The organism is Streptomyces orinoci (assembly GCF_003121295.1).
Classification (GTDB): domain Bacteria; phylum Actinomycetota; class Actinomycetes; order Streptomycetales; family Streptomycetaceae; genus Streptomyces; species Streptomyces orinoci.
On record NZ_PHNC01000008.1, the window covers coordinates 257,654 to 283,318 of the forward strand.

Genomic DNA, 25,665 nt, shown 5'->3' on the forward strand with positions numbered 1-25,665 from the left:
GACTTCCCCTGCGCAAACAAGGCGATGACCCGGCATGGGAAGGAGTTCGCAGGGCACATGGGCGGTCAGGAGGTTGACAACCATGGTTCCCTTGCTGCTTGTTCTGCTTCTCGCCCTGATTCTCTTCGGTGCCGGATTCGCCATCAAGATCCTCTGGTGGGTGGCCCTGGCCGTCCTGGTGGTGTGGCTTCTGGGCTTTGTCATGCGTTCCACCGGCGCGGGCGGCGGTCGCGGCCGTTGGTACCGATGGTGACCCGGCCGAGGTCCCGTCACCCGTCCCCGGCGGCAGGCCGCCGCCGGTGACGGCCCCGGGGTCCGGGGCAGCTGCGCGGCCCGCTGCCGAACACCACGACGAGCCCCCGCTCGTCGTGGTGTTCGCATATCCGGGCGCCCGCACCGCGCCGGGCCGGGGTACGGGCCGCCCGCGCGCGGCGGCCCGTACCGTGCAGCGGACGTCACCCGGTCACCGCGCGCACAGGGCGTACCCGGGCGCGCATCCCGCACTGTGGGGGTGGAGGGGAGCGCGACGCGGCGCACCGGCGCACGAGTGAGGACGGGAAGGTACCCGTGGCGGACAAGGCGGCCGGAACGACGGCCGGGACCGGGACGAGGACCCCGGGGGCGACCTGTCTGGTCACCGGGGCCAGCGGCTATATCGGCGGCCGGCTCGTGCCCGACCTGCTGGACGCCGGATACCGGGTGCGGTGCCTGGCGCGCACGCCACGCAAGCTGCGCGACCACCCATGGGCCGGCCGGGTGGAGGTCGTCCAGGGAGACGTCCTCGACGCCGCGTCGGTGGCGCGGGCGATGGACGGCGTGGACGTGGCCTACTACCTGGTGCACGCGCTCGGCACCGGCCGCGACTTCGAACGGACCGACCGCGAGGCGGCCCGGGTCTTCGGTGAGCAGGCCCGCCGGGCCGGCGTCCGCCGCCTGGTGTATCTCGGCGGACTGACCCCGCAAGGGGTCCCGGAGCCGGATCTCTCCCCCCACCTGCGCTCCCGTGCCGAGGTGGGCCGCATCCTGCTCGACTCGGGTGTGCCGACCGCCGTTCTGCGGGCCGCCGTCATCATCGGTTCCGGCTCGGCCAGTTTCGAGATGCTGCGCTACCTCACCGAGCGGCTGCCGGTGATGGTCACGCCGCGCTGGGTGCACACCCGTCTGCAGCCCATCGCGGTGCGGGACGTCCTGCGTCTGCTGGTGGGCTGCTCCCGGCTGCCCCCCGACGTCAGCCGTGCCTTCGACATCGGCGGCCCGGAGGTGCTCACCTACCTGGAGATGATGCGGCGGTACGCGGCCGCCGCCGGACTGCCCCGGCGGCTCGTGCTGCCCGTGCCGGTGCTCACACCCGCTCTGTCAAGCCACTGGGTCGGCCTGGTCACTCCGGTGCCGGCGGCGATCGCCCGCCCGCTCACCGAGTCACTGCGCCACGAGGTGGTCTGCCGGGAACGGGACATCGAACGGTACCTGCCCAGCCCGCCCGGTCACCCGCTCGGCTTCGACCAAGCCGTCGCCCTCGCGCTGCAGCGCGTCCGGGAGGCCCGGGTCACCACCCGCTGGTCCTCGGCCTCCTGGCCGGGCGCCCCCAGCGACCCCTTGCCGACCGACCCGCACTGGGCGGGCGGCAGTCTGTACACCGACGTACGGGAACGTGAGGCGGAGGTGACGCCGGAGGCACTGTGGCAGGTCATCGAGGGCATCGGCGGGGAGAACGGCTGGTACTCCTTCCCCCTGGCCTGGGCGGTGCGCGGCTGGCTCGACCGCCTTGTCGGCGGCGTCGGCCTGCGCCGGGGCCGGCGGCACGCCCGGCGGCTGCGGATCGGTGACTCCCTCGACTTCTGGCGGGTCGAGGAGATCGAGTACGGCCGGCTGCTGCGGCTGCGCGCCGAAATGCGGCTGCCCGGCGTGGCCTGGCTGGAGATGCGGGTGGACGGCAACGCCGACGGGCCCGTGCGGTACCGGCAGCGGGCGCTGTTCCACCCGCGCGGACTCCTGGGTCACCTGTACTGGTGGAGCGTCTCGCCCTTTCACGCGGTCGTCTTCGCGGGCATGGCCCGCAATGTCGTCCGCGCCGCCGCCCGGGACCGGCCCGGCCACCCCGTACCCCGCCGGGCCGGCCGTGGCCGCCGGCCGCACCGCATCCACAAGCGCCGCGCCGACGGAGGACCGTAACGAGACGCCGCGCCCCTGCCGCGTCCCGGTAGTCCCGGTAGTCCCGGTAGTCCCGGTAGTCCCGGTCGTCCCGGTCCGTACGACCGGTCAGGAGGACCGGCCAGGTCGCGCGGCCACCCGCTTTGAGGCGATCCCCACAGTCGGGCCCCCGGCATCCCGGGGTATCAGAAGCCAAGAAGGGCCCCGACCATCCATGACCATCCATCGCCGTTGGGACAACGATGACATCAGACCGAGGAAGTACCCCTCGTACCGCATACGGAGCGATGCGGAACGTCCCGGTGGCGCAAGCCGGCGTTCAGGCCGTGCGGTCGCCGGGGTGCGTACTTTTGTCGCGCATCCGCAGCGCCGCCGCGTCGCTGAACGCCTCCAGACCCTCCAGCAGGGCCGCTCGCTTGCCGGCCGGCATAAGCCTCAGCACCGTCTGCAACTCCTGCTCCCGGCGGGCGCGCAGGTCGTCGAGGAAGGCACGGCCCCGGCTGCTGAGGTGCAGCCGGACCTCGCGCCGGTCCGTCTTGCCGATCACACGCTCGACAAAGCCGGCCGCCACCAGCCGGTCGCAGAGCCGGCTGGTGGCCGGCGGGGCGGAGGAGAGGGCGTCACACAGCGTGCGCAGGTTGATACCGTCCTGGTGCTCCAGGGTCAACAGCACCCGCATCTGCGACGCCGAGGCCGGTGCGGTGGAGGCGCGGCCCCAGAGGACTTCCAGCAACTCTCCAGCCGTCGCGGTCACTCGGGCGACCTCGACGGGTTCCGGGCGGGGACGGAAGGCGGCCACTGTCACACTCTCGCAGGCACTGGGACGGTTGCCAGCGTACTAGGCGCCCGCATCAGCTACAGATGGTTTGGTTTGGACGGCTTGGCGCGGCTCCGGCCTCGTCGCGAGCGAGGCCGGTGTGAGTGTCCGCCAAAGGATTGGTGTGTTTGCCATCATGAACAGATCCATGACCGCCGCCACGAGATATGTGGCCGCTGAGCGGGCTTTGCGCACCGCGGCCCCCCATGAGCTGCTCGACGTCGTCCGCCGGGTGCTGGCCGAGCTGTACGGGGCGCAGTCCGTCGAGCTGTTGATGGCCGATTACGGCCTGACGGTGCTCCAGCCGGTGGCGGTGCCGCCGCACACCGTGGAGCCGGTGTCCGTGCACACCACTGTGGCGGGACGTGCTTTCGGGGCGCAGGAGCCGGTCGTCGAATCCGCCCCCGGCGGCCGCCGGCGAGTGCATCTGCCGGTCAGCGTGCGCGGGGACCGGCTGGGGGTGCTGTCCGTGACCCTCCCGGAAGGCGGGGCCGAGGACCTGCTCGGCGAACTCCGCGACATCGCGCAGGTGCTGGGCCACGAAGTGATCGTCGCCGAGCGGGACACCGATGTCTATCTGCAGGCACGGCGCAAGGACCGGCTCACGCTGGCCGCCGAGATGCAGTGGCAGCTGCTGCCGGGGCGCTCCTGCTCCGGCCCCGAGTACGACCTGGGTGCGCAGCTGGAGCCGGCGTACGCGATCTTCGGCGACAACTTCGACTGGTCCGCCACGGCCGACCGCCTGACGCTGTATGTCACCAATGGCATGGGTGAGGGTATAGAGGCCTCCCTGCTGACGAACCTGGCCATCAACGCTCTGCGCAACGCCCGTCGCGCCGGGCTCGCCATTGATGACCAGGCCGCCCTTGCCGACCAGGCGGTGTACGGCCACTACCGGGGCCGCTGCCACTTGTCGGTGCTGATGATCGACTTCGATCTGGCGACGGGCCGGGCCAAGGTGGTGGACGCCGGCTCGCCGCGGCTGCTGCGGCTGCGCGGTGGCACGGTGGAACGCGTCGCCTTCGAAGCGCAGCTTCCGCTGGGCATGTTCGAGGAGACCGACTACAAGGCCCAGGATTTCCGGGCCGAGCCCGGTGACCGGCTCGTCTTCGTCAGCGACGGGGTGTACGCGGTCGCCGGCCCCAAGGGCGAGGCCTACGGCGACATGGCGCTCACCCGGGCGATCCAGGCCACTCGGCTGCTGCCGGCCGCCGAGGTCCCGCGCGCCATCCTGCGGGAATTGACCGGCTACCGCGGGGGTTCCGTGGCCGGCGATGACGCGCTCGTTGTCTGCCTCGACTGGCACGGACGCTGACCGGGGCCGGACCGCCGGTTCCCGTCGAACGATATGTGGCGATGTCGTGTGGTTTGTGCACCCTCTCGACCTTGAACGTTTGCCAATAGACAATAATTGCCGTTGGAATGTGGCCGTCCGCGGCCTGGTGCAGAGGAGGCAACGAAGGTGTCGGAGCAAGAGACGGTCGAGTCGACGGCGCGTCGGCTGGGAGCTTTTCTGGAGCTCCGCCGGGAGCAGATCGCTCAGCGTTGGGCCGATGCGCCGCTCTTCCGGACGGTCTTCACGGTCTCCCGCGAAGAAGCGGTCGAGGCGTGCAAGGCCGTTGTGGACGCGCTGGCCGGCGTCGCCTCGTCCGGACGGCTGGAGGACATCACCTCGTCGGGCTTCGACAGTGTGCGTGACCAGCTGGGACGCATGACCGACGCATGGACCCGGATGGGGGCGAGCCCGGCCCGGATCGCGGACGAGGTAGCCGCCCTGCGGTCGCCGGTCGCCGAGTTGCTGCGGGCGGAGTCCCCCGACCCCGCTGCCCCGGAGGCGGCCGAGGGCCTGCTGGCGTTCACCGCCCTGATGGGCACCTTGCGTCTGGTGGTGATGCAGACGGCCCTGACCTCGGGCGAGGAGCTGATCGAGCGGCAGCGCCAGCAGCTGCTCGAAGTCGCCACCCCGGTCATCAGCCTCTGGGAGGGCGTCGTCGCCGTACCGCTGATCGGAACCCTGGACAGCGCCCGCAGCCAGGTCGTCATGGAGTCCCTGCTGGAAGGCATCGTCGCCCGGCGTGCCCAGTACGCCATCCTGGACATCACCGGGGTGCCCACCGTCGACTCGCTGGTCGCGCAGCACCTGATGAAGACGGTGGCCGCCGCGCGGCTGATGGGCGCCGAGTGCATTGTCTCCGGCATCCGCCCGGCGATCGCGCAGACCATTGTGCAGCTCGGCATCGATCTCAGTCCGGTCCTCACCCGCGCCTCACTGGCCGACGCCCTGGCCTACGCGCTCAGCCGGCTGGGCATCGAGGTTTCTCCCCGGGCGAGCACGCGGTGACCGCACTTTTCCCGGGCCGTCCGACCGCGGTGCCGATCCTGGCACTGGGGGACACCCTGCTGGTCAGTCTGCAGGGGGAGTTGCATGACGGGATGGCCGAGCAACTCCAGCAGGACATAAGCCGCCGCATCGCCGACAGCGGGGCGGTCGGCGTGATCATCGATATCTCGGGTGTGGAGATCGTCGACTCGTTCCTCGGGCGGGTCCTTGCCGAGATCGCGGCGAGCGCCGGTCTGCTGGCGGCCGGTACGGTCGTCGCCGGTATGCGGCCGGCTGTCGCCATCACCCTGGTCGAGCTGGGGCTCACCCTGCCCGGGCTGACCACCGCGCTGGACGTCGAACGTGCCCGGGAACTCCTTGCGCAGGCGGCGGAGCCGGGCACCTGGGACCGATGCCAGAGGGGGACATGATGGCTGTCCCCGGCCCCGTGACAGCGGCGCGGCTGCCGATCCGCTCGGACGCCGACCTCGCATGGGTACGCCAGCAGGTCCGCCAGTGCGCAGCCGACCTCGGCTTCGGACTGGTGCAGCAGACGAAGCTGGTCACCGCCGCCAGTGAACTGGCCCGCAACACCCTGGTCCACGGCGGCGGCGGGCACGTGGATGTCACACCGGTGACCCGGGGCGTGACCCGGGGGCTGCGGCTGTCCTTCGCCGACAGCGGTCCCGGCATCCGGGATGTCGAGCTGGCCATGACCGACGGATACACCAGCGGAGGCGGCCTGGGGCTCGGCCTCAGCGGAGCCAGACGCCTTGTCGACGAGTTCGGGATCGACACCGTACCCGGCCGGGGCACCACCGTCACCGTCACCGCCTGGGCCCCGGGCGTACCCACCGCGCGCCCGGGGTTGTGATGGCCCGCGTCTGGGACATTCCGGTATACGACTCCACCCGCGTACGGGACGTCCGGGTGGCGGCCGAGGCGGCCGGCGCCCACCTCCGTCTCGGCCCGCACCGCACCGCGGTCGCCGCCCTGGTGGCCACCGAACTGGCCACCAACCTGGTCAAGCACGCGAGCGGCGGCCGCATCGTGATCGGCCTGCTCGACCGGCCCGGGGCCATCACGCGCACCCCCGGACTCCAGCTGACCGCCATCGACTACGGCCCCGGCATCCGCGACATCGGCGCGGCCGTCCAGGACGGCTACACCACCAGCGAGGCGTCGCTCGGCGCCGGCCTGGGTACCTGCCGGCGCATCTCCAGCGCGTTCGACCTTTACAGCACTCCCCGGGGCACGATCGCGGTCGCCCGCGTCGATCAGGAACCCGCTCCCCGCCGCGAGCGGGGACGGCCGGCGCCGAGGGCGGGAGGGATCAACGTACCGCTCGGCCGGGCGGAGCACTCGGGGGACGCCTGGAGCTGCGCCCGGACGGACACCCGCCTGACCTTGATGCTCGCCGACGGCCTCGGCCACGGTGCCCGGGCAGCGCACGCGTCCGGCGCGGCCGTCGAAGACCTGCACCGCTCGGCACACCTGCCACCGGAGGAGATCCTGCGTCATATGCACCCGGCCCTCAGGCCCACCCGTGGCGCGGCGGTGGCCGTGGCCCAGGTGGACACCGAGGCCGGCGAACTGGCATTCGCCGGCGTCGGCAATATCAGGGCCCGCCTGTACACCGGTGACTCATGGGAGTCCCTCATCTCCCACCCGGGCATCGTCGGCGCCCAGTTCCCGGCGACCGTGCCCGTGCGCCGCCTGCCCTGGCGGCCGGGCAGCCTGCTGGTCCTGCACAGTGACGGGCTGCCCAGCCGATGGGCACCGCCCGAGGACCCCGGTCTCCTCACCCGTGACCCGGCGGTGATCGCGGCCACCATCCTCCGTGATGCCAGCAGCTCCGCAAGGCCCGTGCGCGACGACACCAGCGTGGCCGTCCTGGCCTCCGACTCCGTGGACCGACCCAATGATCCCGTCTGACGCCCGGAAGATCACCACAGCCGCCGAGGCCGCCCGGGCCCGGGTCCTCGTGGGGCACCTCGCGGCCTCCCTCGGGGCGCCCGAGATCGAACGGGCCCGGTTCCTCACCGCCCTCACCGCACAGCTGCGGGAGTCTCTCGGACAAGGCGGTGCGGAGCTCGGCCTCACCGTCCGCGAACCGGGTCCCGACACGCCCGCGCGCCTAGCGGTCGTCGTACGGCCGGCCAGGCCGGCCGCGGGACGGACAGCGCCATGGCACCTCACTCTCTCCTGGCCCGGCGCGACGACCCGTCCGTCTCTCCCGGAACATCCCGACGACTCCCTGTCGGCCGAGGTCTTACTGACCGCGGACGAGGAGACGGCGGCCGTTCTGCGGAGGCTGGACGAGACGGAGGAGCTGCTCCGTCTCCACCGCGAGGAACTGCACCAGACCAACCAGGGCGTGCTTGCCATGCACGCGGAACTGGACGCCGCCGCGGTCACTCAGCGAGAGCTGCTCCACGCCGAACGGGTCGCGCGCGGCGAGGCGGAGAAGGCACGACGCCTGCTGACCTTTCTCGCCGACGCCAGCGCGGTGGTCACCGCGTCGCTCGACCACGAGGACATTCTGCGCCGTCTGCCCGGACTGCTCGTTCCGGAGTATGCGAGCCGGGTCGAGGTATGGCTCTTCGACGAGGACGAGCAGGAGTCCGGCAACGGCCGCCACTCCGCCGCTACGGTGGCCGCCGCCCGCACCGACCGCCCCCAGCACGCCGGACCGCACCCCGGCGGCCTGCCCGGCACCGACGACCTCCCACCCTCCGCCCTGTCACCGGACCGGCCCCTGCTGTGCATCCCCCTCGCCGTGCGCCGGACCCTGGGCGTGCTGACCCTTACGGCACCCGGAGACCGCTTCGACGCCGACACCAGCATCATGCTGCTGGAACTGGCCCGTCGTATCGCCATCGCCCTGGACAACGCACTGCGCTTCGAGCAACACCGGGACACCGCCGAGCAACTGCAGCGTGCCCAGCTCACCGACCTGCCCACAGCCGACGGCCTGCACCTGGCCGCCCGGTACCTGCCCGCGACCCGCGGCCTCAACATCGGCGGTGACTGGTACGACGCCTTCTTCCAGCCCGACGGCAGTCTCCTGACCGTCATAGGGGACGTCACCGGACACGGACTGCGCGCGGCAGTCATCATGGGCCAGCTGCGTACGGCCCTGCGCGCGTACGCCGTCGAGGAGACCAGCCCGGCCCGGATCCTCACCCGGCTGCACCGCATGCTCTGCCATCAACAGCCCAACCTCTACGCCACCGCCATGATCGCGCGCTTCAGGCCCGGCGACCCTCGGGTGACCTGGGCCGCCGCCGGCCACCCGCCGGCCGTGGTCCGCGCTCCCGACGGCGCCGTGCGTGTGGTGGAGGACAAGCCCGGGGTCATGCTGGGCGTGCCGGTCCCCTTCGAGTACCAGGACCGCACCACCGAGATCGCACCGGGTTCGACTCTGGTGCTCTACACCGACGGCCTGGTCGAGCGGCGTAGCGACGGCATTGACGCCGGCATCGAGTTGCTCGTCCAGACCCTGGCCGCACTGCCCGACACCGGCCTGGAAGACCTGGACGCGTGCGCCGAGTCCCTGCTCAAACCCCTTGTGCACGAGTCCGAGCGGGACGACGACGTCTGCCTCCTGCTGTGCCGCACCATGCCGCCCCCGGGCTGCTGACGGGGTACGGACACGTACGGCCGATGCCGGTCGCGGCCGCGGTGGCCCTCCGGCCGGCCGAGCGCCCGTTATCCGTCCTGGCCGGGAGGGCGTTGCGGCCACACGTGGCCGGGCGGACGCGGTGCGCGCCGGCCTTCTCCGCCGACCGACGGCTGCCCCGGTGTGGGCAGCGCCCTGCTCCGGGCGAGGAACAGGGCCTTCAGCCCGCGGATCAGCGCGGACCGCTCCGCCGGTTCCAAGGCCGCCAGCACGAATGTGAGCGCCTGTGCCCGGCGCGCCGCCACTTCATCCAGCACGCGGCGGCCTTGTGCGGTCAGGCTCAGCCGGACCTCGCGGCGCCTGACCGGGTGCGGAGTGCGTTCCAGCATCCCCGCCGCCGCCAGCCGGTCGCACAGCCGGCTGGCCGTGGGCGGGCCCATGTCCAGCCGGGCGGCCAAAGCGGTGAGGTTGCAGCCGGACGCCGCCTCCAGGGCCCGCAACGCCCGCAGCTGCTGCGAGGACAGGCCCGGGGCCGCGTCCCGGGCGGCCAGCGACCAAAGGTCGCTGAGATACTCCACGGCCTGGGCGATCTCCGGCGCGACGGTGTCCGGGGCACTGCCCGGGCCGGCTACGCGGCCGTCGCCCGGGCCGTCGAGTCGGGTCACAAAGACTTCGCTTTCACTGGTTCCGGACGCTGGGAAATGGTCCCCGCCCAACGCTGGAGATGGTCCCCATCCCAACGGCTGTATCGCAGGCGGGGACGCAAGCCCGTCCCGGGGCGGCCGGACGCCGCTTCCCGGCGGGCGGGAAGCGTGCGAGCACTCCCCGGCAGCCCGGCGGACCAGGCCCGCCGGACTGCCGGAACCATGGCATCGCAAAACAAGCCGGCCATGACATCACCGGGGGAATCGGCCATGGCGTCACCGGGAGAAGGCGAGCACGGGGAGTGCCGGCCGCCGGTCGTCCCAGGGCCGCTCAGGCCGACGCGGCTCCCTTGGCCGCGGCCTCCTTCTCCGTCCGGGCCTGTGCGGTGACGAGCGTGCCGCCCGCGCTTTCCAGGTGCGCCCGCACAAACCACTGGAACTGCTCCAGGTCGCGCAACTGCCCGACGAGCAGGTCCTCGGTGGCCGTGTCGATCTCACCCGCCTCCTCGACGGCGGCCCGGACGCCTTGGATCACTCCCGTGTAAACCACGTCCAGCGCACCGAGGTGGGCGATCGCGTCGGCCCTGCCGATGGAGTAGTCGTCCCAGGTCCGCTCGGCGACGAGCGCTCCCGGCGTGCCGGGCGCGACCCCGCCGAGCGCCGCGATGCGTTCCGCCAGGTCGTCGGCCATCTGCCGGACCCGGTCCACCTGCGGGTCGATCATTTCGTGGACGGCGATGAAGTGCGGCCCGACCACATTCCAGTGCACATGCTTGAGCGTCAGGTGCAGATCGTTCAGCGCGTGCAGCCGCAGCCGCAGCGCACCGATCAGCCGGCCGGCGGCCTCGCGCTCAAGGCCGGGGACCGTGTACCTCGGGGTCGGATCCTCTGTCATGGCTCACCTCGTTTCGATGGGGAATACCTGGCTGCACCAGCGCGACTGCCCCGGTTTCCCCGGCCCAGACCCGCCCGCCGAGCCGCGGGCTCCGGCGCGGGCGAGGGGCCCATGGCCGGGGCCGCTTGCGAAGAGGCGCGGGGACCGCGTGACCGGCAGCACCCGGGCCCCCACGGCCGCGTCCGATTCCCGCCAGTACCGGGCCCGGTGCCGGCGCAGACTGGAACGCGTGAGTGACCACGCATCCTTCTGGGACGAACGCCGCTACCAAGCGGTCCGCAGCAAAGACGCCCGCTTCGACGGCGAATTCTTCTTCGCCGTCTCCAGCACCGGCATCTACTGCCGCCCCAGCTGCCCCGCCGTCACCCCCAAGCGCTCCAACGTCCGCTTCTACCCCTCCGCCGCGGCTGCCCAGGGCGCCGGATACCGGGCCTGCCGGCGCTGCCGGCCGGACGCCGTGCCCGGCTCCGCCGAGTGGAACGTCCGCGCCGACCTCGTAGGCCGCGCGATGCGGCTGATCGCGGACGGCGTGGTGGACCGCGAGGGCGTCACCGGGCTCGCGGCCCGCCTGGGATACAGCACCCGGCAGGTGCACCGGCAGCTCACCGAGGAGCTGGGCGCCGGACCGGTCGCCCTGGCCCGGGCCCAGCGCGCGCACACCGCCCGCATCCTGCTGCAGACCACCGACCTGCCGGTGACCGAAACCGCCTTTGCGGCCGGCTTCGCCAGCGTCCGGCGGTTCAACGAGACCATCCGCGAGGTCTACGCCTGCACCCCCAGCGCCCTGCGCGACCGCCCCCGCGCCAACCGTGGCGGCGGCGAGGCCACGGGAGTCCCGCTCCGGCTGGCCCACCGCGCCCCCTATGACGCCCGGCAGATCTTCGACTTCCTGCAGCGCCGGGCCATCCCCGGCATCGAGGAGGTCACCGGCCCGCCCGGCCACCGCCGCTACCGCCGCACCCTGCGCCTGCCCCATGGCACCGGCGTGGCCGAGGTCCGGGAACCGGACCCGGCGGCCCGCCGCCATGGCGCCTGGCTGGAGAGCCGGCTGCATCTGACCGATCCACGCGACCTGTCCACCGCCGTACAGCGCCTGCGCCGGCTGTTCGACCTGGACGCCGACCCGCACGCCGTCGCCGGACACCTGGCCGCCGACCCCCGCCTCGGCCCGGCGGTCACCGCCCGCCCCGGCATCCGCTCGCCCGGCGCCGCGGACGGCGAGGAACTGGCCGTACGCGCCGTGCTCGGCCAGCAGATCAGCGTGCCCGCCGCCGCCCGGCTGGCCGCCGTACTGGTGGCCGCGTACGGCAAACCGCTGCCCGCCCCGGACGGCACCCTCACCCACCTCTTCCCCGACGCCGCCACCCTGGCCGGCGCCCCGCTGGACGAGCTGGGCATGCCCGACTCCCGCCGCCGTACCCTGCGCACCCTGGCCGCCGCCCTGGCCGATGGCACCGTCCGCCTCGATCCCGGGGCGGACCGGGACGACACCGAACGCGCCCTGCTCGCCCTGCCCGGCCTCGGCCCCTGGACCGCCGGCTACATCAGGATGCGAGCCCTGGGCGACCCCGATGTCTTTCTGCCCTCGGACGCCGGAGTGCGGCACGGCCTGGCTGCCCTGGGCGCCGGCCCGGACGCCGCCGAGGGCTGGCGCCCCTGGCGCTCGTACGCCCTGCACCACCTGTGGAACCACACGATCTGAGGAAATCCCGATGCTCTACACCGAACTCGACAGCCCGCTGGGCCAATTGCTGCTCACCGGAGTGCCCTCGGGCACTGCCCCCGGCGGCACCGCGCTGGCCTCGCTGTCCGTGCCCGGCCAGCGGGGCGCCGTGACGCCGCGCCCCGAGTGGCGGCGGGAGCCGGCCGCCTTCACCGAGGCCGCCCGGCAGCTGGCTGCCTACTTCGCCGGTGAGTCCAAGGACTTCACCCTGGAACTCACCGTGCAGGGCACCGAGTTCCGCCGCCGGGTGTGGCAGGCCCTGGACACCGTCCCCTACGGCGCCACCACCAGCTATGGCGAACTCGCCCGCCGCCTGGGCGTCTCCCGGGCCGCGGTACGCGCCGTAGGCGGCGCCATCGGGGCCAATCCGCTGCTGGTGGTGCGGCCCTGCCACCGGGTGATCGGCGCGGACGGCTCGCTCACCGGCTATGCGGGCGGGCTGGAGCGCAAGCGGTTTCTGCTGGCGCTGGAGTCCGCCGCCTGACCCATGGCGGTGGTCCAGCCGCGTTCGGCGGCGGTCCAGCCCAGTTGCAGCCGGGTGGTCACCCCGGCCAGTTCCATCAGCCGCTTCACCCGCCGCTGCACCGTCCGCAGCCCCAGGCCCAGTTGCTTGGCAGCGCTGGCGTCGGTCAGTCCGGCCAGCAGCAGTGACAGCACCTGGAGATCCAGCGCGTCCGGCCCGTCCGCCGGTCTCTCCGCCGCCCCGTTCAGCAGTCCGTTCACGGCTCCGTCCGTGGGCCCGGCCGCCCGCCCGGACGGGCCGTTCGCCCGCGCCGGGCGCAGTGCCCGCCCGGCCCGCCAGACCTGTTCGAACAGTTCCAGCAGCAGTTCCAGCAGGGCGCCGTCCCGCACCATCAGCGCGGCCGGCTGATCAGGGCCCGGGGTCAGGGCCAGCAGAGCCACCCGGCGGTCGGCCACCAGCAGCCCGGTGGGCACCCGGTCCACGATCCGGGCCCGGCAGCCGGAGAGTTCACCGAGTGCGGCATCAACCGCCGCCCGCTCCAGGACGATTCGGTGCGGTGCCCCGCCCTGCGCGTCCAGCACCGCCGTCCAGGGGCCGTTCGTCAACAGCGTGCATACCTCTTGAGTGGCCGACCCGCGCAGTCCGGTCAACCGCCGGATGACGGCCTCGGGATCGGTCAGCAGCTCCACCGGAGCCCGGCCGTCCGCCCCCGCCTCACCCCCCGGCCCCGGTCCTGCCTGCACCGACTCCCCGAGGACGACCGGACCTATGGCACCGGGCACTGACATCACTCCCCACAACCGTGCTGCGTTGACGGTCATCATCTCCGGGCGGCGCCCGCCGTGCACTCTTCCCGTATGCCCCGGAGTATGGACAATAAGGGCATGAGTCAGCTGGGGGATCAGCAACAAGAGGACGCCTGGTGGGCCGAGTTGTACGGCTGGAGCGCATCCGACCTGGGCGCCGTCACCCAAGACGACACTCTCGACGACAGATTCGCCTCCGCCGCCTCGGTGGTCGGCGTCGAGCCGCCGCCCGGGGCGGAGGAGCCGCCCGCCCCGCCGCGCCCGCCGCGCGGCAAACCCCTGGGCTGGGACATCCCGCGGATCACCACCGGACTGCCGGATCCGGCCCGGTTCCCCCCGCTGCCCGATCTGGCGGGCCCGCTGGCCGGTGTCCGCCCCGTCGAACCGCCCTGGGAGCTGGGCGAACCGCCGGTGCCGCCGCCGTCGGCCCGGGCGCTGATTCCCCGGCCCCAGGCCCCCGCGCCGGTGGAGACCACCAGCGGGCCCGAGCCCCCCGCCCCGCTGGAGCCCGCCGAAGGCCCGCCGCCCCCGGCCGCCCTGGCCGCGGCTCCCGTTCCCCCGGCTCCCGTGCCCCCGGCGGCCGATGAACCCTCCCGCGCGCCCGGCTACGTCGGCCAGGGGCCGCCCACCTATGAGGCCGAGCCCACCGCCTGGCCCGCCGCCGACCCCGGCGAACTGGCCGACCTGGTACCGGACACGGTCCTGGACGGCGCCCGCTACGGTGCGATGACCCTGCGCGCCCTGTCGGTGCGCGGTGACTCGGCCCGCTACCGGGGCGAGCCCCGGCGCGACGCCCTGCTGACCGCCCGGTTCGGCGCCGGGGACGCCGCCTTGCTGCTGATCGCCGTGGCCAGTGGGGCACGAGCGGCGGAGGGGGCGCACCGGGCGGCACGGGACATCTGCTCCTGGATGGGCGCGGCGGTGGGACGCAGCCACACCCGGCTGTCCGAGGACATCCGGGCCGGCCGCCGGGGCGAGCTGAAGACCGGACTGCACCGGCTGGCCGACCGCTCCTACGGCCGGCTGCGCGCCCGCGCCGCCGAACTCGGCCTGGACCCGGCCGAGTACACCGCCGCGCTGCGCTGTCTGCTGCTGCCCGCCGATCCGGCCTGCCGCACCAGGGTGTTCTTCGGGGTGGGCGGCGGCGGACTGTTCCGGCTGCGCGAGGGCGCCTGGCAGGACCTGGAGCCCGCACCGCCCCCGGCTGAGCCGGACGGCGGTCCGGAGGGCGGGGCGGAGGACGGTGCGGCCCCCGCCGGTGACCGGATCACCGTGGACCTGGGCATCCCCACCCCCGGCACCACTCCGGTGACCGACCCGGCCGAAGTGCCCAGCGAGCCCTTCCGGTTCCGTGCCTCGGTTGCCCGCCCCGGCGATGTCCTGCTGCTGTGCAGCGCGGGGCTGGCCGACCCGCTGCGCGGTGAGCCCAGGCTGGGCGAACTGCTGGCCCGGCGGTGGAGTGCCCGCCACCAGCCGCCCGGGCTGGCCGAATTCCTCCTGGACGCCCAGACCCGGGTCAAGGGCTACGCCGACGACCGTACGGCCTGTGCGGTATGGGAGGCATAGCGCGGGCATTGACCGTGGTGCGCATTCACGGTGCCGGACGCCATTCGGCCAACCGCCTTCGGCGTACCAGGATTCCGGTCATGTTGGCCCGTTGACGCCGCGACAGGAGTCGTCCGCCCGTGCGCTGGGCATGCATGGTCGTGAGCCTGTTCGAGGTTCGAGACGGGTGCGCACGAGGGGGCGATGCGTACGGAAATGAAACGGCGGGCCGCACACCGGCCGGGCACTCAGGGCCGCGAGGCGGCGGACGGCGGCGTTCGGGGCGGAGCGGAAGAGGGGGAGTCCGAACCCGGCTGGGAAAGACCGTTACGGCCCGGCGAGTTGACCGCCGTGGCCGAAGTACGGGCCGCACTGCGGCGGTTGCTGGCCGGATGGGGCGGGCCGGGCCGGGCCGCCACCGCCGAACTGCTGGTGAGCGAACTCGTCACCAATGCCCTGGTGCACACCGACGGAGGTGCGCTGGTCTCCGCCCGGCTGACCGGCGGTCACGGAGCGTCGGTCAAGGGCCGACTGCGGGTGGAGGTAAGGGACTTCGCCGACCGGCATCCGGTGCTGAGGGCGCCCTCCGGAGCGCGGACCGCGACCTCCGGGCGCGGACTGCTGCTGGTCCACTCGCTGGCGGACGGGTGGGGGGTGCGGACTCATGGGGTGGGCAAGGCGGTCTGGTTCGAACTGGACGCCGACGGGCCGTAAGCCGACGGGCCATACGCGACGGGCCGTGCGCGACGGGCCATACGCGACAGGCCGTGCGCGACGGGCCGTGAACGGTTGCGCCCTGAGCCGCGGTGCGCCGACTCAGGGCGGTGGCATCAGCCGAACTGCCGCTCGATACGGGCGAGTTTCTCCTCCAGCGAGTCCAGCCGGCGAATCGGCTGGGTGTCGTCCTCCGCCGTGAGGTCGATGGCCTCGGCCCGCCCTATCGCCCGCGGCGGCCGGCCGCGCAGCGGGAGTGCCTCCGCCTCGGTTATGGAAGGCTCTGCCGCTGTGGACTGGGCGCCGATCTGGGGCGGTTGCGGGGCCGCGGACACGGCCGCCGCCTCCACCTGGCGCCCGCCGCGGGCGCGCCCCCACAGGAACCGGTTCTGCCGGTTGTAGGCCTTCAGCCGGGCCCGTTCCAGCTTGCCCGCCTCCCGCCTGCGCAGCCGGTTCTGCTGCCGCTGGCGCTTGTCCTCGCGTACCTCGTCCACTGCCTCGTCCAGCGTTCGTACACCCTCCAACAGCATCAGTGACCAGGCGCCGAAGGTCTCGCGCGGGGCGCGCAGCCAGCGGACCATACGGATCTGCGGCAAGGGGCGGGGCACCAGCCCCTGTTCGCGCAGTGCCGCCCGGCGGGTCTGTTTGAGCGCCCGGTCGAAGAGCACCGCCGCCGACAGCGACATCCCGGCGAAGAACTGTGGGGCGCCCGCATGGGACATCCCCCTTGGCGCGTGCACCCAGTTGAACCAGGCGGCGGCCCCGGCGAAGGTCCACACCAGCATCCGGGAACCCAGTGCCGCGTCCCCATGGCTGGCCTCGCGCACCGCCAGCACCGAACAGAACATGGCCGCCCCGTCCAGGCCGAAGGGCACCAGGTACTCCCAGCCGTCGTCCAGGCCCAGGTTCTGCCGGCCGAAGCCGACCAGGCCATGGAAGGAGAGCGCGGCGGCCACCGCGGCGCAGCAGAACAGCAGGACATAGGAGGCGCTGCCATAGACCGCTTCCTTGCGGCGCCGGCGTTCCTCGTTGCGTTCCCAGGAGTCCGTGCCGTCCGACCCGTCCGTGCCGCCGTGCCGGCCGCGTGCGTACACGGTCACCGCCACCACGGCCCCGATGAGGGCAACGGCACTGGGGAATGCCCAATTCAGTGGTATGTCGGTCACTCTCATCTTGCGTCCCTCGTATCGCGGTACGGACTATCGCGCGCCATCCTGACGGAATCCGCCGGGGCGTCACGGGGTTTCCCGGTAACTCACCGCCAATGGACGCCAACGACATACGGATAGGTGTGTGTCATTTCGAACAGCCCCTAGCGGCAAGGGAATTGGGTTCTATTCACTCCACACGATCGAGTGGATTGACGTCGATTGCCGGACGTGCTCACCGACCGGCGTGCGGCAGGCGGCGAGCGCCGTCGTACCCAGGCACACCACCCAATCAATCGAAGGCAAGCCTTGCCTTACCCGTCCTTATCCGGCTTTGCACTGTCCGAGCCGCCGCCTATGGTTCCGATGGACAAACCAGGAGGACCTCATGGAGCAGGGCAGACCCCCCGCCGGGCGGCAGCATCCCCGCCCCCCGGACGAACACGGCTACGCCCCGGCGTGCACCCAGCCCGCCCGCCGCAGGCCCCAGCGGTACTCGGTACGCGGCCAGGTGCTGGACGCCCTGCGCAAGGCCCTGGTCAGCGGGGAGCTGATACCGGGTGAGGTGTACTCGGGCCCCGCCCTGGGCGAGCGCTTCGGGGTCTCGGCCACCCCGGTGCGCGAGGCCATGCAGCAGCTGGTGCTGGAGGGCGCCGTGGAGGCGGTGCCCAACCGGGGCTTCCGGGTCACCGGCCGTACCGCCCGCGACCTCGCCGAACTGGCCGAGGTACGGGCGCTGCTGGAGGTGCCCGCCATGCTGCGGCTGGCCCGTACGGTGCCCGCCCCGCACTGGGCCGAACTGCGCCCGCTGGCCGAGGCGGCCTGCGAGGTGGCCCGGCGCGGCGACCGGGCCGGATACGCCGAGGCCGACCGGGCCTTCCACCGGGCGCTGCTCCAGCTGGGCGGAAACCGGCAACTGGTGCTGATCACCGAGGAGTTGCACCGCCGCGCCCAATGGCCCACGGTCAACGGCCCGCTTACCTCACGCACCGCCGACCTGACCGCCGACGCCGCTCAGCATCTGGCCCTGCTGGACGCACTGGCCGCCCGCGACCTGGCCGCCGTGGAAGACCTGGTGACCGGCCACCTCACCGGCGCCTGTTAACAGTTGCCCCTTCTGCCGCGCCCAGCTGCTCCTCCAGCCAGGACGGCACCCCGCCCAGCAGCCGCATCAGCCGCCGGGCCTCCCGGCGCAGCCGGTCCGCCTCGGCGGGTTCGGCCAGCACTCCGGCCAGCGAGACCAGCGCCGGGGCGATGCCCACCAGATAGCCCAGCTCCTCGCGGAGGCCCAGCGACTGGGCGTAGCCGTGCCGGGCCTCGGCCAGCCGTCCGTCGTGCTCGGCCAGCGCCGCCAGATGGCGCCAGGTGAAAGAGAGCAGCAGCCGGTGCCCATGGGCGCTCGCCCCGTCATGGGCGCGCTGGAAGGCCGCCGTGGCGTCCGAGGGGTTGTCCGACAGATGCTGGGCGATCAGCCCGCGCCGGAAGTTCAGCAGTGGACGTCTGGGTGAGCCCGGGGCCAGCAGCGCCGCCGCCCGGCCCAGCGCCGAGCGGGCCTCGTCGGCCCGGTCGTGCACCCCCAGCAGGGTGGCCGCATAGGCGAGGTACCCGCGCTCACAGGCGGCGGCCCCGCGGTCCTCGTCCCCGGCCGCCAGCGCCTCCGCGGAGCGCAGCGCGTCCTCCGCCGCCGCCCAGCCCTCCCCGGTGAACAGGCACCGTTCGATCAGCACCGCCGTCCGCTTGCGTGCCGCCCGCGGGTCCCGGGCCGCCCGCGGCGCCAGCAGCGCCGCCGCGTCCTCCCAGCAGGCCCGTGAACGCAGCCGCCATACGGCGTGCTCCAGCGGATCGTCCTGCGACTGCGGACCCTTCGGTCCTGGTGGCTCCGGCAACCTCGAATTCCGCATGGCGGTGTCCGCCACAGTGCCCTCCCCAAGCGCGCCGTCGAGCTGGAAGCCTGCTCGCATCTCAACACGAGGACCCGGGCGCGGCCAAGGGTCCGGTGTGAAGCAATTCACAAACCCCCGGCCCCTTGAAGTGCCCCTGCCACGGCGGGAGTTGCCGACCGTCCGTCACCCGATGAAGTCCCGTGATGGCGGAAGGTTACCGAAGCGCGCTCGGAAAACGACTCGAATCCGGCCCGCGTCGCTGGCAGGATGGCCGCGCCCACCGTCACTGCACAGGGAGCCGCTACGGACATGCGCCAGGCCTTCGAAAACACCCAGCACCCCTGCCGGAACCACGTTTTCGAGGACCCCACTTCGCATGTCCGCCGTACCCACCCTGAACCTCGGCATCCTGGCGCATGTAGACGCCGGTAAGACCAGCCTCACCGAGCGACTGCTCTTCGACACCGGCGCCACCGACCGCCTCGGCAGCGTCGATGAGGGCACCACCCGTACCGACACCGGCGAGCTGGAACGCCGCCGCGGCATCACCATCCGCACCGCCGTCGCCCCCTTCACCCTGGACGGTCTGCGGGTCAACCTGATCGACACCCCCGGCCACAGCGACTTCATCGCCGAGGTGGAGCGCGCCCTGGGAGTGCTGGACGGCGCCGTCCTGGTGCTCTCCGCCGTGGAGGGTGTCCAGGCCCAGACCCGGGTGCTGCTGAGGACCCTGCGCCGGCTGCGCCTGCCCACCCTGCTGTTCGTCAACAAGACCGACCGCGCCGGGGCGAGCGAGAGCGGCACCCTGGCCGCCGTGCGCGCCCGGCTCACCCCGCATTTCGCCCCCATGGCCACGGTGCGCGGCATCGGCACGCCTGACGCCCGTACCAGGCCGTTCTCCTTCGAGGACCCCGGATTCCGGGAGCGGCTGGCCGAGGTGCTGGCCGAGCATGACGAGCCGCTGCTCGCCGATCTGGTGGAGGACCGCCTCCCGGATGCCGCGCGGCTGCGGCGGCTGCTGGCCCGTAGCACCGGCCGGGGCCTGGTGCACCCGCTCTACCTGGGCTCGGCCCGCTCCGGAGAGGGCGTGCCCGCCCTGCTGGACGGCATCCGGCAATGGCTTCCGGCGCACCGGCCCGCCGGTGGCCGGGCCACCGCCCGGGGCACCGTCTTCGCCGTGGAACGTTCCCCGGGCGGCGAGAAGACCGCCTATCTGCGGCTGTTCGAGGGCGAGTTGAGCCCCCGGCAGCGGATCACCCTGCACCGCAGGGAGGAGGACGGCAGCCGCGTCGAGCACTCCGCCCGGATCACCGGGCTGACGGTGATCGGTGCCCCGCCGGGTGCCGCCGCCGCCCAGCGGCTCACCGCCGGGGGCATCGCCCGGCTGCGCGGCCTGCCCAAGGTCCGGGTGGGTGACCGGCTGGGCCCGGCCGCCCCTGAGGGCGAGCCGCACTTCGCCCCGCCCGGACTGGAGACGGTGGTACGGCCGGTGCACCCGGGCGACGCGTCCCGGCTGCACGCCGCCCTGACCGCGCTCGCCGACCAGGACCCGCTGATCGGCACCCGCGCCCTGCCGGACGGGGGCGGCACCGCCCTGCTGCTCTACGGAGAGGTGCAGAAGGAGATCATCGCCGGCACGCTGGAGGAGGAGTTCGGGCTGCGAGCCGTCTTCGAGGCCAGCAGCATCCTGCACCGGGAGCGGCCCGCCGGTACGGGGGAGGCCCATGAGGAGATCGACTACCGCCAGGACAGTCATGTCTTCTGGGCCACGGTCGGGCTGCGGGTGACACCCGGCGCGGAGGGCTCGGGCATCGTCTTCGGCCGGGACACCGAACTCGGCGCGCTGCCGCACGCTTTCGACCGCGCCATCGAGGACACGGTGCGGCGCACTCTGCGCCAGGGGCTTTATGGGTGGCCGGTTACGGACTGCGTGGTCACCCTGACGCGGTCCGGATACTGCAGTCCGGTGACCACCGCGGCGGATTTCCGTTCGCTGACGCCGCTGGTGGTGATGGCCGCCCTGGAGCGGGCCGGGACGGTGGTGTACGAGCCGTACCACGGCTTTGAACTCGAGGTGCCGGGCTGGGCGTTGGGGGCGGTGAGCGGGGCCTTGGGGGCGTCCGGTGCGCAGGTGCGGGATGCGGTGCCCGGCTCCGGCACCTGGACCTTGCGGGGTGTCGTCCCCGCCCGTCAAGTGCCCGTCCTGGAACGCGGGTTGCCCGGGCTCACCCGGGGTGAGGCGCTGTGGTGGTCGGCGCCGGCCATGGACCGGCCGGTGGGCGGCGTACCGCCGAGGCGTGTCCGGACGGATGGCAATCCGCTCAACCGGGCGGAGTATCTGCGGTACTTGGGGAGTGGGTGAGGGTCAGGGTGCGGGCGGTTGGTGGCTGGTCGCGCCCAGGCGGCGGAGCCGCATGATGCATACGCCCCGCGCCCCCTACGGTTCGGGGACCGCCAGGTCGGCGACTACCGCCGCGTGGTCGGAGGGCCAGGTGCCGTCCTCCGGGGCGTCCCCGGCCCGCCAGGCCGAGCGTACGTGTCCGAGGCCGCCCTCGCCGGGCGGCCCCACATGGATGTAGTCGATCCGCCCGGGCGGGGCGAAGGTGCGGGCCACATGGGGGTTGGCCGGATCCCAGGTGGTCCAGGGCGCGCCGGGCTCGGCGTACTCCCAGGCGTCCAGGAGCACTTGGCCGGGTACGGGGGGAGCGGTCCGGTGGCCGCCCAGCAGCCGTAGTTCGTCGGAGTCCGGCAGCGCGTTGTAGTCGCCGGTGAGCACCGGCGGGAAGGGCGTCCCTTCCCGGTGCCCGGCCACAAACCGCGCCAGCGCGCTGACCTGGGCACAGCGCACCGCCGACTCATGGGCGGCCGCGTTGAGATGGGTGGTGAAGAACGGCACGGGGTACGGGCCGCCGCCGGCGCGTACATACAGCGAGCACCGGCCGTCGTCCCGGCCGCCCTCGGCGGGCAGCCGGAGCACCTGCCGCTCGGTGAGCGGCCGGCGGCTGAGCACGGCCACGCCCACCCCGAAGGAGGAGTCGCCCAGCTTCTTGTGCCAGTGGCCGGGCCGGTCGTAGGGGGCCCAGTCCCAGTGCATTCCGAGCTCACCGGCCAGCCACCCGGCCAGATTGTGCTCCCCGGCCGCCCATACCTCCTGGAGTCCCACCAGATCGGGCCGCAGCCGGTGCAGCACCCGCAGAATGGCGGTACGCCGCCGCTCCCAGGGGCCGAACCGCCACCAGACGTTCCAGCTCACCACGCGCATCAGGGCTTCCTCACTCCCGGGGGCATATGGGGCACCCCAGGAGGATTCCATGGGCCGCCACCGGAATGCCGGATGCCGGATACTGGTATGCCGGAATGCCCGGTCCGGCCATGCTCTCAGCGCCGGGGCGCCGGCACCGGCCAGGGTCCGATGGCCGGGAGCCCTCCGTGGACGGTGGCCGCGATATCGGCCTCGCGGTAGCGGACCGGGCGCGTCCATTCGTGGTCGGCCAGCCGGGCCCGGAATGCCTCCAGCCGCTCCGGCTCCCTTGCCAGGGCGGCCCGGTGCTCCTCAGCCGTGCGCCCGGCTCCGGCGGCGAGGATGGCGTCGCTCCCCCAGCTACCGCTGGGAGGTGCCCCCATGCCGTTCCCCCCGGGTACGGCGGCACCAGCTCGCCGCGCAGCGCGTGTTCGGCGACCCGGAGATACATCCGGGCCGCGTCGGCCAGATGGGCCGGCACATGCCCGCGGGACCAGCCGGGCAGCGCGGAGGGACGGGCGATGTGGTCGTCGTCCAGGGCGGTGAGGGTGTGCCGGAGCACACGGTGGGCCTCGGCGACGGCCCCGGTCGGCGGACGCTGCGCGGGCCGCATGACCGCGATGCTGCGCAGCGGCCGCGTCGGAAGCTCAGGACAGCCGGCCGTTGTAGTCCGGCAGCTTGAAGCCCTTCTCGTAGTAGCCGCCCGCGAAGTCGGTGGCCCGGTTGCCGATGTTGGCGGTGATGGTGTAGCCGTCCTCGGTGAGCTCTTCCCGGCAGCGCTCCTTGCCCTCGTCCTTGCTCTCGCCGTGGTCGCGGGTGCAGATGGCGTCCACCGGGTAGCCCGCGTCGGTCAGTTGCTGCCGGGCGGACGAGGAGGAGGTGCGGGCGGTGACGAACAGCACCGCCATCCCATGCCGGTGTGCCCACTGGGCCACCGAGAGCACCGGCTTGTTGGCCTGCCCCGGGTGGTAGTAGGTCTCCAGCGAGGTGTTGTCGATGTCCAGCACAATGGCCGGCTTTCCGGCGTCCTCGCCCTGCTCGGCCCCCGCGCCGATCCGCTTGCTCAGCCAGGGGATCGCCGGGGCGATGGCCTTGCGCACATCGCTCTGCCAGGTCTGATAGCTCGGAGCTCCCTGTTCCGGAGCGGCCTGGGCGGTGGCGGCGGTGCTCAGCGAGGCGGCCGCCAGGGCGGCCAGTACGGCCAGGCGGCGGTACTTCACGGTCTTTGCTGCGGACATCAACTCTGATTCCTCCGATGCGCGTTGTGCCGGTGAGCAAGATGAGCACCGTGGGGGGAAGGGGAGGCAACGGGAAGGTGGGGGAGTTGTGAAGAGAGCATGGCCGCACGGCCCTTGCCTCTGCTACGGTTCCCGCATGATCAAGCGTGCCGCCATGACGACGACGCCGGAGAGTGTCCCGGCGCGCTGATCGATGCCTTTGAGTCGAAGCCCCGGGTCGAGTGCCCCGGGGCTTCGCCATGTGGTCACTCGCTCCCTTTCCACAGAGGAGACCACCATGGCCGACCACCGCAAACTGGGCCGCGAACTGGGCCTGTTCGACACCGACCCGCTGATGGGGGCGGGCCTGCCGTACTGGCTGCCGGAGGGGGCCGTGCTGCGCCACACCCTGGAGGAGTACATCCGCGAGGCCGAGCGGCAGGCCGGATACCGGCATGTGTACTCACCGGTGCTGGGCAAACGGGAGCTCTATGAGATCTCCGGGCACTGGGCGCACTACAGCGAGGACATGTTCCCGCCCATGGAACTGGGGGGAGAAGAGGTCGTCCTGCGCCCCAGCATGTGCCCGCACCATGCACTGATCTACCGTTCCCGCGCGCACAGTTACCGGGAACTGCCGCTGCGCATGGCGGAGCTGGGCGGGATGTACCGCTCGGAGCTGTCGGGGGTGCTGGGCGGGCTGACCCGGGTACGGGCCATCCAGCTCAATGACGCGCATATCTTCTGCACCGAGGAGCAGGCCGCCGAGGAGGCCCTGGCCGCCCTGGAGTTGATCCGCCGGGCCTATCGCGCGCTGGGCATCGCCCCCTCCCGCTACCGGCTGTCGCTGCCCGGCGAGGGCGGGAAGTACGCCGCCCGGCCCGGGATGTGGCGGCGTGCCGCCGCGATGCTGGCCGAGGTGCTGGACGGGGCCGGGGTGCCCTATGAGAAGGGCGAGGGGGAGGCGGCCTTCTATGGCCCCAAGATCGATGTACAGGTGGCGGACAGCGCGGGGCGGGAGGCCACCCTCTCCACCGTGCAGATCGACTTCCACCAGCCGGAGCGCTTCGGTCTGCACTACATCGGGCCGGACGGCGCCAAGCGCCGCCCGGTGATGGTGCACCGGAGTGTGATCGGCAGCGTGGAGCGGGCGGTGGCGCAGCTGATCGAGGTGCATGGCGGGGCGTTCCCGGCCTGGCTGGCCCCGGTCCAGGTGGTGGCACTCCCGGTGTCGGACGCCGAACTGCCCTGCGCCGAGCGGTTTGTCCGGCGCTGTCTGGACCAGGGCCTGCGGGCCGAGCCGGCCGGCCCGGAACGCGGCAGCCTGGGGGCCCGGATCCGCGCCGCCCGGCTGGTCCCGTACCAGGTGGTGATCGGCGCCCGGGAGGCGGCCGGCGACCTGGTCGCCCTCCGTCTCCGCGACGGCCGCCGCCCGGCCGCCCTGCCCGCCGCGGAGGCGGTCCGGCGGATCGCGGGCGTGGTGGCGGAGCGCGGTGCGCGGCTGTGGGACGGCGAGGCGGGCTGAACCAGACGCATTCCGAGCGCCCTCAGGGGCGCGGGGAACTGCGCGACAAGCCACGTACGGCCCGCACCCGAAACTCAGCCAGCGGGCCGCCTTGGGCTGGTCGCGCCCACGCGGCGGAGCCGCGCATGTTACCGCCCCGCGCCCCTGGAGGGGCCCTCAGCTCGACAGGAAGCGGGCCACCCGGTCGCCCCAAGTGCGCACATCCGCCGAGTCATTGGAGATGTGCAGCCGGGCGTTGGGCAGCAGCTCGGCCAGCTGCTCGGCCGTGGAGCGCGGGTGACTCGGGTCATCCGCGAGGGCGAGGATCAGGGTGGGCTGGGTGAGGGCGGGGAGGAGGGCGCGGTCGGGCAGGTCGGAGTCGGCCAGGCCATGGAAGAGGGCGGGCAGCAACTCGGCCGGGACGCCGACTTCGCGCGGCGGATAGCCGGGGAGACCGGAGAGCGAGGGCGGAACGGGAGCCGTGGCCAGGGCCGTTGTAAAGGCTTCCGGGCCACTGGCCGTCACAAGGTCCGCCAGCTTGCGGTAGTTGGCGGCCTGGGCAGGCCGTGTCTCCCAGGCGGTCGGCGGAATCAGCAGCACCAGCCGGTCGAACAGCCCGGGCTGGGCCACGGCCGCGTGCAGCATCGTGGCGCAGCCCAGCGAGGAGCCCATGCCGGTGACCGGCCGCTCGCCGCCGAGGTGGCCGAGGAGTTCGACCAGGTCGGCGGCGAACTGCTGGAAGCGGTAGGAGTCCGGCTCGGGCCGGCCGGTTGAGGCGCCGTGTCCACGTGCGTCATAGCGGACGAACCGCCCCCGTGGCAGCCGCTCCACCGCCTCCCAGCCGACCAGGCCCATCTTGTCCTCGACCTGGCGGCTGAGCAGCGCGCCATGGGTGTAGACCGCCAGCGGTCCGCTTCCGAGGTCGTCGTAGTCAAGGCGTACACCGTCGCCGAGTGTGAAGTCCATGGCGAG

At 73.0% G+C, this 25,665-nt stretch carries 25 protein-coding genes; 15 read left to right on the top strand and 10 right to left on the bottom strand.

Going from position 1 to position 25,665, the window contains the following annotated elements; genetic code table 11:
* Positions 1-82: 82 nt before the first annotated feature.
* Complete coding sequence (locus tag CV755_RS06510) at positions 83-253, top strand: hydrophobic protein (RefSeq protein ID WP_109279197.1); 171 nt, start codon at positions 83-85, stop codon at positions 251-253.
* Between the two features lie 314 nt (positions 254-567).
* Positions 568-2,172 carry an SDR family oxidoreductase gene (locus CV755_RS06515; RefSeq protein ID WP_109279198.1) on the top strand — a complete coding sequence of 535 codons (1,605 nt, stop codon included), beginning with the start codon at positions 568-570 and terminating at the stop codon, positions 2,170-2,172.
* 298 nt (positions 2,173-2,470) lie between these two features.
* Here CV755_RS06515 and CV755_RS06520 read toward each other — a convergent pair whose 3' ends face one another.
* Positions 2,471-2,905, bottom strand: coding sequence for a MarR family winged helix-turn-helix transcriptional regulator (locus CV755_RS06520; RefSeq protein WP_109279264.1), 435 nt, complete (start codon positions 2,903-2,905; stop codon positions 2,471-2,473).
* Between the two features lie 211 nt (positions 2,906-3,116).
* On the opposite strand from CV755_RS06520, the gene CV755_RS06525 reads away from it, so the two are divergent.
* From CV755_RS06525 to CV755_RS06550, 6 genes are all read left to right on the top strand, one after another.
* Entirely contained in the window at positions 3,117-4,283 is a 1,167-nt protein-coding gene (locus CV755_RS06525) for a PP2C family protein-serine/threonine phosphatase (RefSeq protein WP_109279199.1), read from the top strand.
* Between the two features lie 147 nt (positions 4,284-4,430).
* Positions 4,431-5,309, top strand: coding sequence for an STAS domain-containing protein (locus CV755_RS06530; RefSeq protein WP_109279200.1), 879 nt, complete (start codon positions 4,431-4,433; stop codon positions 5,307-5,309).
* Complete coding sequence (locus CV755_RS06535) at positions 5,306-5,719, top strand: STAS domain-containing protein (protein ID WP_109279201.1); 414 nt, start codon at positions 5,306-5,308, stop codon at positions 5,717-5,719. Before CV755_RS06530 ends, CV755_RS06535 begins: the two co-directional genes overlap by 4 nt.
* A complete protein-coding gene (locus CV755_RS06540) occupies positions 5,719-6,162 on the top strand; it encodes an anti-sigma regulatory factor (protein ID WP_109279265.1) in 444 nt (147 codons plus the stop codon). The genes CV755_RS06535 and CV755_RS06540 overlap by 1 nt, the downstream gene beginning before the upstream one ends.
* The gene (locus CV755_RS06545; RefSeq protein WP_109279202.1) at positions 6,162-7,223 is read left to right on the top strand and encodes a SpoIIE family protein phosphatase; all 1,062 of its coding nucleotides are present in this window, start codon (positions 6,162-6,164) and stop codon (positions 7,221-7,223) included. The genes CV755_RS06540 and CV755_RS06545 overlap by 1 nt, the downstream gene beginning before the upstream one ends.
* Complete coding sequence (locus CV755_RS06550; protein WP_109279203.1) at positions 7,210-8,931, top strand: PP2C family protein-serine/threonine phosphatase; 1,722 nt, start codon at positions 7,210-7,212, stop codon at positions 8,929-8,931. Before CV755_RS06545 ends, CV755_RS06550 begins: the two co-directional genes overlap by 14 nt.
* A 68-nt stretch (positions 8,932-8,999) precedes the next feature.
* Here CV755_RS06550 and CV755_RS06555 read toward each other — a convergent pair whose 3' ends face one another.
* Both CV755_RS06555 and CV755_RS06560 read right to left on the bottom strand, forming a co-directional pair.
* Positions 9,000-9,575 (bottom strand): MarR family winged helix-turn-helix transcriptional regulator, encoded by a 576-nt coding sequence (locus CV755_RS06555; protein ID WP_109279204.1) that lies wholly within the window; start codon positions 9,573-9,575, stop codon positions 9,000-9,002.
* Positions 9,576-9,885: 310 nt separating this feature from the next.
* Entirely contained in the window at positions 9,886-10,449 is a 564-nt protein-coding gene (locus tag CV755_RS06560; protein ID WP_109279205.1) for a Dps family protein, read from the bottom strand.
* A 229-nt stretch (positions 10,450-10,678) separates the two neighbouring features.
* Here CV755_RS06560 and CV755_RS06565 point away from each other — a divergent pair, with 229 nt between their 5' ends.
* Entirely contained in the window at positions 10,679-12,151 is a 1,473-nt protein-coding gene (locus CV755_RS06565; RefSeq protein ID WP_241561012.1) for a DNA-3-methyladenine glycosylase 2 family protein, read from the top strand.
* Between the two features lie 10 nt (positions 12,152-12,161).
* The gene (locus CV755_RS06570; RefSeq protein WP_109279207.1) at positions 12,162-12,656 is read left to right on the top strand and encodes a methylated-DNA--[protein]-cysteine S-methyltransferase; all 495 of its coding nucleotides are present in this window, start codon (positions 12,162-12,164) and stop codon (positions 12,654-12,656) included.
* Here CV755_RS06570 and CV755_RS06575 read toward each other — a convergent pair.
* Positions 12,599-13,417 carry a helix-turn-helix domain-containing protein gene (locus tag CV755_RS06575; RefSeq protein WP_153068593.1) on the bottom strand — a complete coding sequence of 273 codons (819 nt, stop codon included), beginning with the start codon at positions 13,415-13,417 and terminating at the stop codon, positions 12,599-12,601. The two genes, CV755_RS06570 and CV755_RS06575, sit on opposite strands and share 58 nt — an antisense overlap.
* Before the next feature lie 102 nt (positions 13,418-13,519).
* Between CV755_RS06575 and CV755_RS06580 the strand changes: the two genes are divergently transcribed.
* Together CV755_RS06580 and CV755_RS06585 are read left to right on the top strand one after the other, a co-directional pair.
* Positions 13,520-15,007 carry a protein phosphatase 2C domain-containing protein gene (locus CV755_RS06580; RefSeq protein WP_109279209.1) on the top strand — a complete coding sequence of 496 codons (1,488 nt, stop codon included), beginning with the start codon at positions 13,520-13,522 and terminating at the stop codon, positions 15,005-15,007.
* Between the two features lie 183 nt (positions 15,008-15,190).
* Positions 15,191-15,700: an ATP-binding protein gene (locus CV755_RS06585; protein ID WP_241561013.1), complete on the top strand. Its 510-nt coding sequence runs from the start codon at positions 15,191-15,193 to the stop codon at positions 15,698-15,700.
* A gap of 116 nt (positions 15,701-15,816) precedes the next feature.
* Here the strand turns inward: CV755_RS06585 and CV755_RS06590 are convergent, their stop codons facing one another.
* Positions 15,817-16,872 carry a DUF2637 domain-containing protein gene (locus CV755_RS06590; protein WP_109279211.1) on the bottom strand — a complete coding sequence of 352 codons (1,056 nt, stop codon included), beginning with the start codon at positions 16,870-16,872 and terminating at the stop codon, positions 15,817-15,819.
* A 364-nt stretch (positions 16,873-17,236) separates the two neighbouring features.
* Here CV755_RS06590 and CV755_RS06595 point away from each other — a divergent pair, with 364 nt between their 5' ends.
* The gene (locus tag CV755_RS06595) at positions 17,237-17,953 is read left to right on the top strand and encodes a GntR family transcriptional regulator (RefSeq protein WP_109279212.1); all 717 of its coding nucleotides are present in this window, start codon (positions 17,237-17,239) and stop codon (positions 17,951-17,953) included.
* On the opposite strand, the gene CV755_RS06600 is transcribed toward CV755_RS06595, so the two are convergent.
* Positions 17,937-18,749 (bottom strand): hypothetical protein, encoded by an 813-nt coding sequence (locus CV755_RS06600; RefSeq protein ID WP_109279266.1) that lies wholly within the window; start codon positions 18,747-18,749, stop codon positions 17,937-17,939. The genes CV755_RS06595 and CV755_RS06600 overlap by 17 nt on opposite strands.
* A gap of 358 nt (positions 18,750-19,107) precedes the next feature.
* On the opposite strand from CV755_RS06600, the gene CV755_RS06605 reads away from it, so the two are divergent.
* Entirely contained in the window at positions 19,108-21,093 is a 1,986-nt protein-coding gene (locus CV755_RS06605) for an elongation factor G (RefSeq protein WP_109279213.1), read from the top strand.
* 75 nt (positions 21,094-21,168) lie between these two features.
* On the opposite strand, the gene CV755_RS06610 is transcribed toward CV755_RS06605, so the two are convergent.
* The 3 genes from CV755_RS06610 to CV755_RS06620 are packed head-to-tail and all read right to left on the bottom strand — an operon-like array spanning position 21,169 to position 23,210.
* The gene (locus tag CV755_RS06610; protein WP_109279214.1) at positions 21,169-21,993 is read right to left on the bottom strand and encodes an endonuclease/exonuclease/phosphatase family protein; all 825 of its coding nucleotides are present in this window, start codon (positions 21,991-21,993) and stop codon (positions 21,169-21,171) included.
* A gap of 10 nt (positions 21,994-22,003) precedes the next feature.
* The gene (locus tag CV755_RS06615) at positions 22,004-22,585 is read right to left on the bottom strand and encodes a maleylpyruvate isomerase N-terminal domain-containing protein (RefSeq protein WP_193553362.1); all 582 of its coding nucleotides are present in this window, start codon (positions 22,583-22,585) and stop codon (positions 22,004-22,006) included.
* Between the two features lie 34 nt (positions 22,586-22,619).
* Entirely contained in the window at positions 22,620-23,210 is a 591-nt protein-coding gene (locus tag CV755_RS06620) for an HAD family acid phosphatase (RefSeq protein WP_109279215.1), read from the bottom strand.
* Between the two features lie 193 nt (positions 23,211-23,403).
* Here CV755_RS06620 and thrS point away from each other — a divergent pair, with 193 nt between their 5' ends.
* On the top strand, positions 23,404-24,714 hold the full coding sequence (thrS, locus tag CV755_RS06625; RefSeq protein ID WP_109279216.1) for a threonine--tRNA ligase: 1,311 nt from the start codon (positions 23,404-23,406) through the stop codon (positions 24,712-24,714).
* A 156-nt stretch (positions 24,715-24,870) separates the two neighbouring features.
* Here the strand turns inward: thrS and CV755_RS06630 are convergent, their stop codons facing one another.
* Positions 24,871-25,659: an alpha/beta fold hydrolase gene (locus tag CV755_RS06630; RefSeq protein ID WP_161968605.1), complete on the bottom strand. Its 789-nt coding sequence runs from the start codon at positions 25,657-25,659 to the stop codon at positions 24,871-24,873.
* Between the last annotated feature and the right edge of the window lie 6 nt (positions 25,660-25,665).

Bases quoted from the DNA above. Each gene is read 5' to 3' on its own strand.
- CV755_RS06580 (WP_109279209.1), top strand. From the start codon at position 13,520: ATGAGTCAGCTGGGGGATCAGCAACAAGAGGACGCCTGGTGGGCCGAG.
- CV755_RS06545 (WP_109279202.1), top strand. From the start codon at position 6,162: ATGGCCCGCGTCTGGGACATTCCGGTATACGACTCCACCCGCGTACGG.
- CV755_RS06560 (WP_109279205.1), bottom strand. From the start codon at position 10,449: ATGACAGAGGATCCGACCCCGAGGTACACGGTCCCCGGCCTTGAGCGC.
- CV755_RS06595 (WP_109279212.1), top strand. From the start codon at position 17,237: ATGGAGCAGGGCAGACCCCCCGCCGGGCGGCAGCATCCCCGCCCCCCG.
- CV755_RS06550 (WP_109279203.1), top strand. From the start codon at position 7,210: ATGATCCCGTCTGACGCCCGGAAGATCACCACAGCCGCCGAGGCCGCC.
- CV755_RS06620 (WP_109279215.1), bottom strand. From the start codon at position 23,210: ATGTCCGCAGCAAAGACCGTGAAGTACCGCCGCCTGGCCGTACTGGCC.
- CV755_RS06585 (WP_241561013.1), top strand. From the start codon at position 15,191: ATGCGTACGGAAATGAAACGGCGGGCCGCACACCGGCCGGGCACTCAG.
- CV755_RS06510 (WP_109279197.1), top strand. From the start codon at position 83: ATGGTTCCCTTGCTGCTTGTTCTGCTTCTCGCCCTGATTCTCTTCGGT.
- CV755_RS06525 (WP_109279199.1), top strand. From the start codon at position 3,117: ATGACCGCCGCCACGAGATATGTGGCCGCTGAGCGGGCTTTGCGCACC.
- CV755_RS06605 (WP_109279213.1), top strand. From the start codon at position 19,108: ATGTCCGCCGTACCCACCCTGAACCTCGGCATCCTGGCGCATGTAGAC.
- CV755_RS06630 (WP_161968605.1), bottom strand. From the start codon at position 25,659: ATGGACTTCACACTCGGCGACGGTGTACGCCTTGACTACGACGACCTC.
- CV755_RS06610 (WP_109279214.1), bottom strand. From the start codon at position 21,993: ATGCGCGTGGTGAGCTGGAACGTCTGGTGGCGGTTCGGCCCCTGGGAG.
- CV755_RS06540 (WP_109279265.1), top strand. From the start codon at position 5,719: ATGGCTGTCCCCGGCCCCGTGACAGCGGCGCGGCTGCCGATCCGCTCG.
- thrS (WP_109279216.1), top strand. From the start codon at position 23,404: ATGCCTTTGAGTCGAAGCCCCGGGTCGAGTGCCCCGGGGCTTCGCCAT.
- CV755_RS06590 (WP_109279211.1), bottom strand. From the start codon at position 16,872: ATGAGAGTGACCGACATACCACTGAATTGGGCATTCCCCAGTGCCGTT.
- CV755_RS06570 (WP_109279207.1), top strand. From the start codon at position 12,162: ATGCTCTACACCGAACTCGACAGCCCGCTGGGCCAATTGCTGCTCACC.
- CV755_RS06615 (WP_193553362.1), bottom strand. From the start codon at position 22,585: ATGCGGCCCGCGCAGCGTCCGCCGACCGGGGCCGTCGCCGAGGCCCAC.
- CV755_RS06600 (WP_109279266.1), bottom strand. From the start codon at position 18,749: ATGCGGAATTCGAGGTTGCCGGAGCCACCAGGACCGAAGGGTCCGCAG.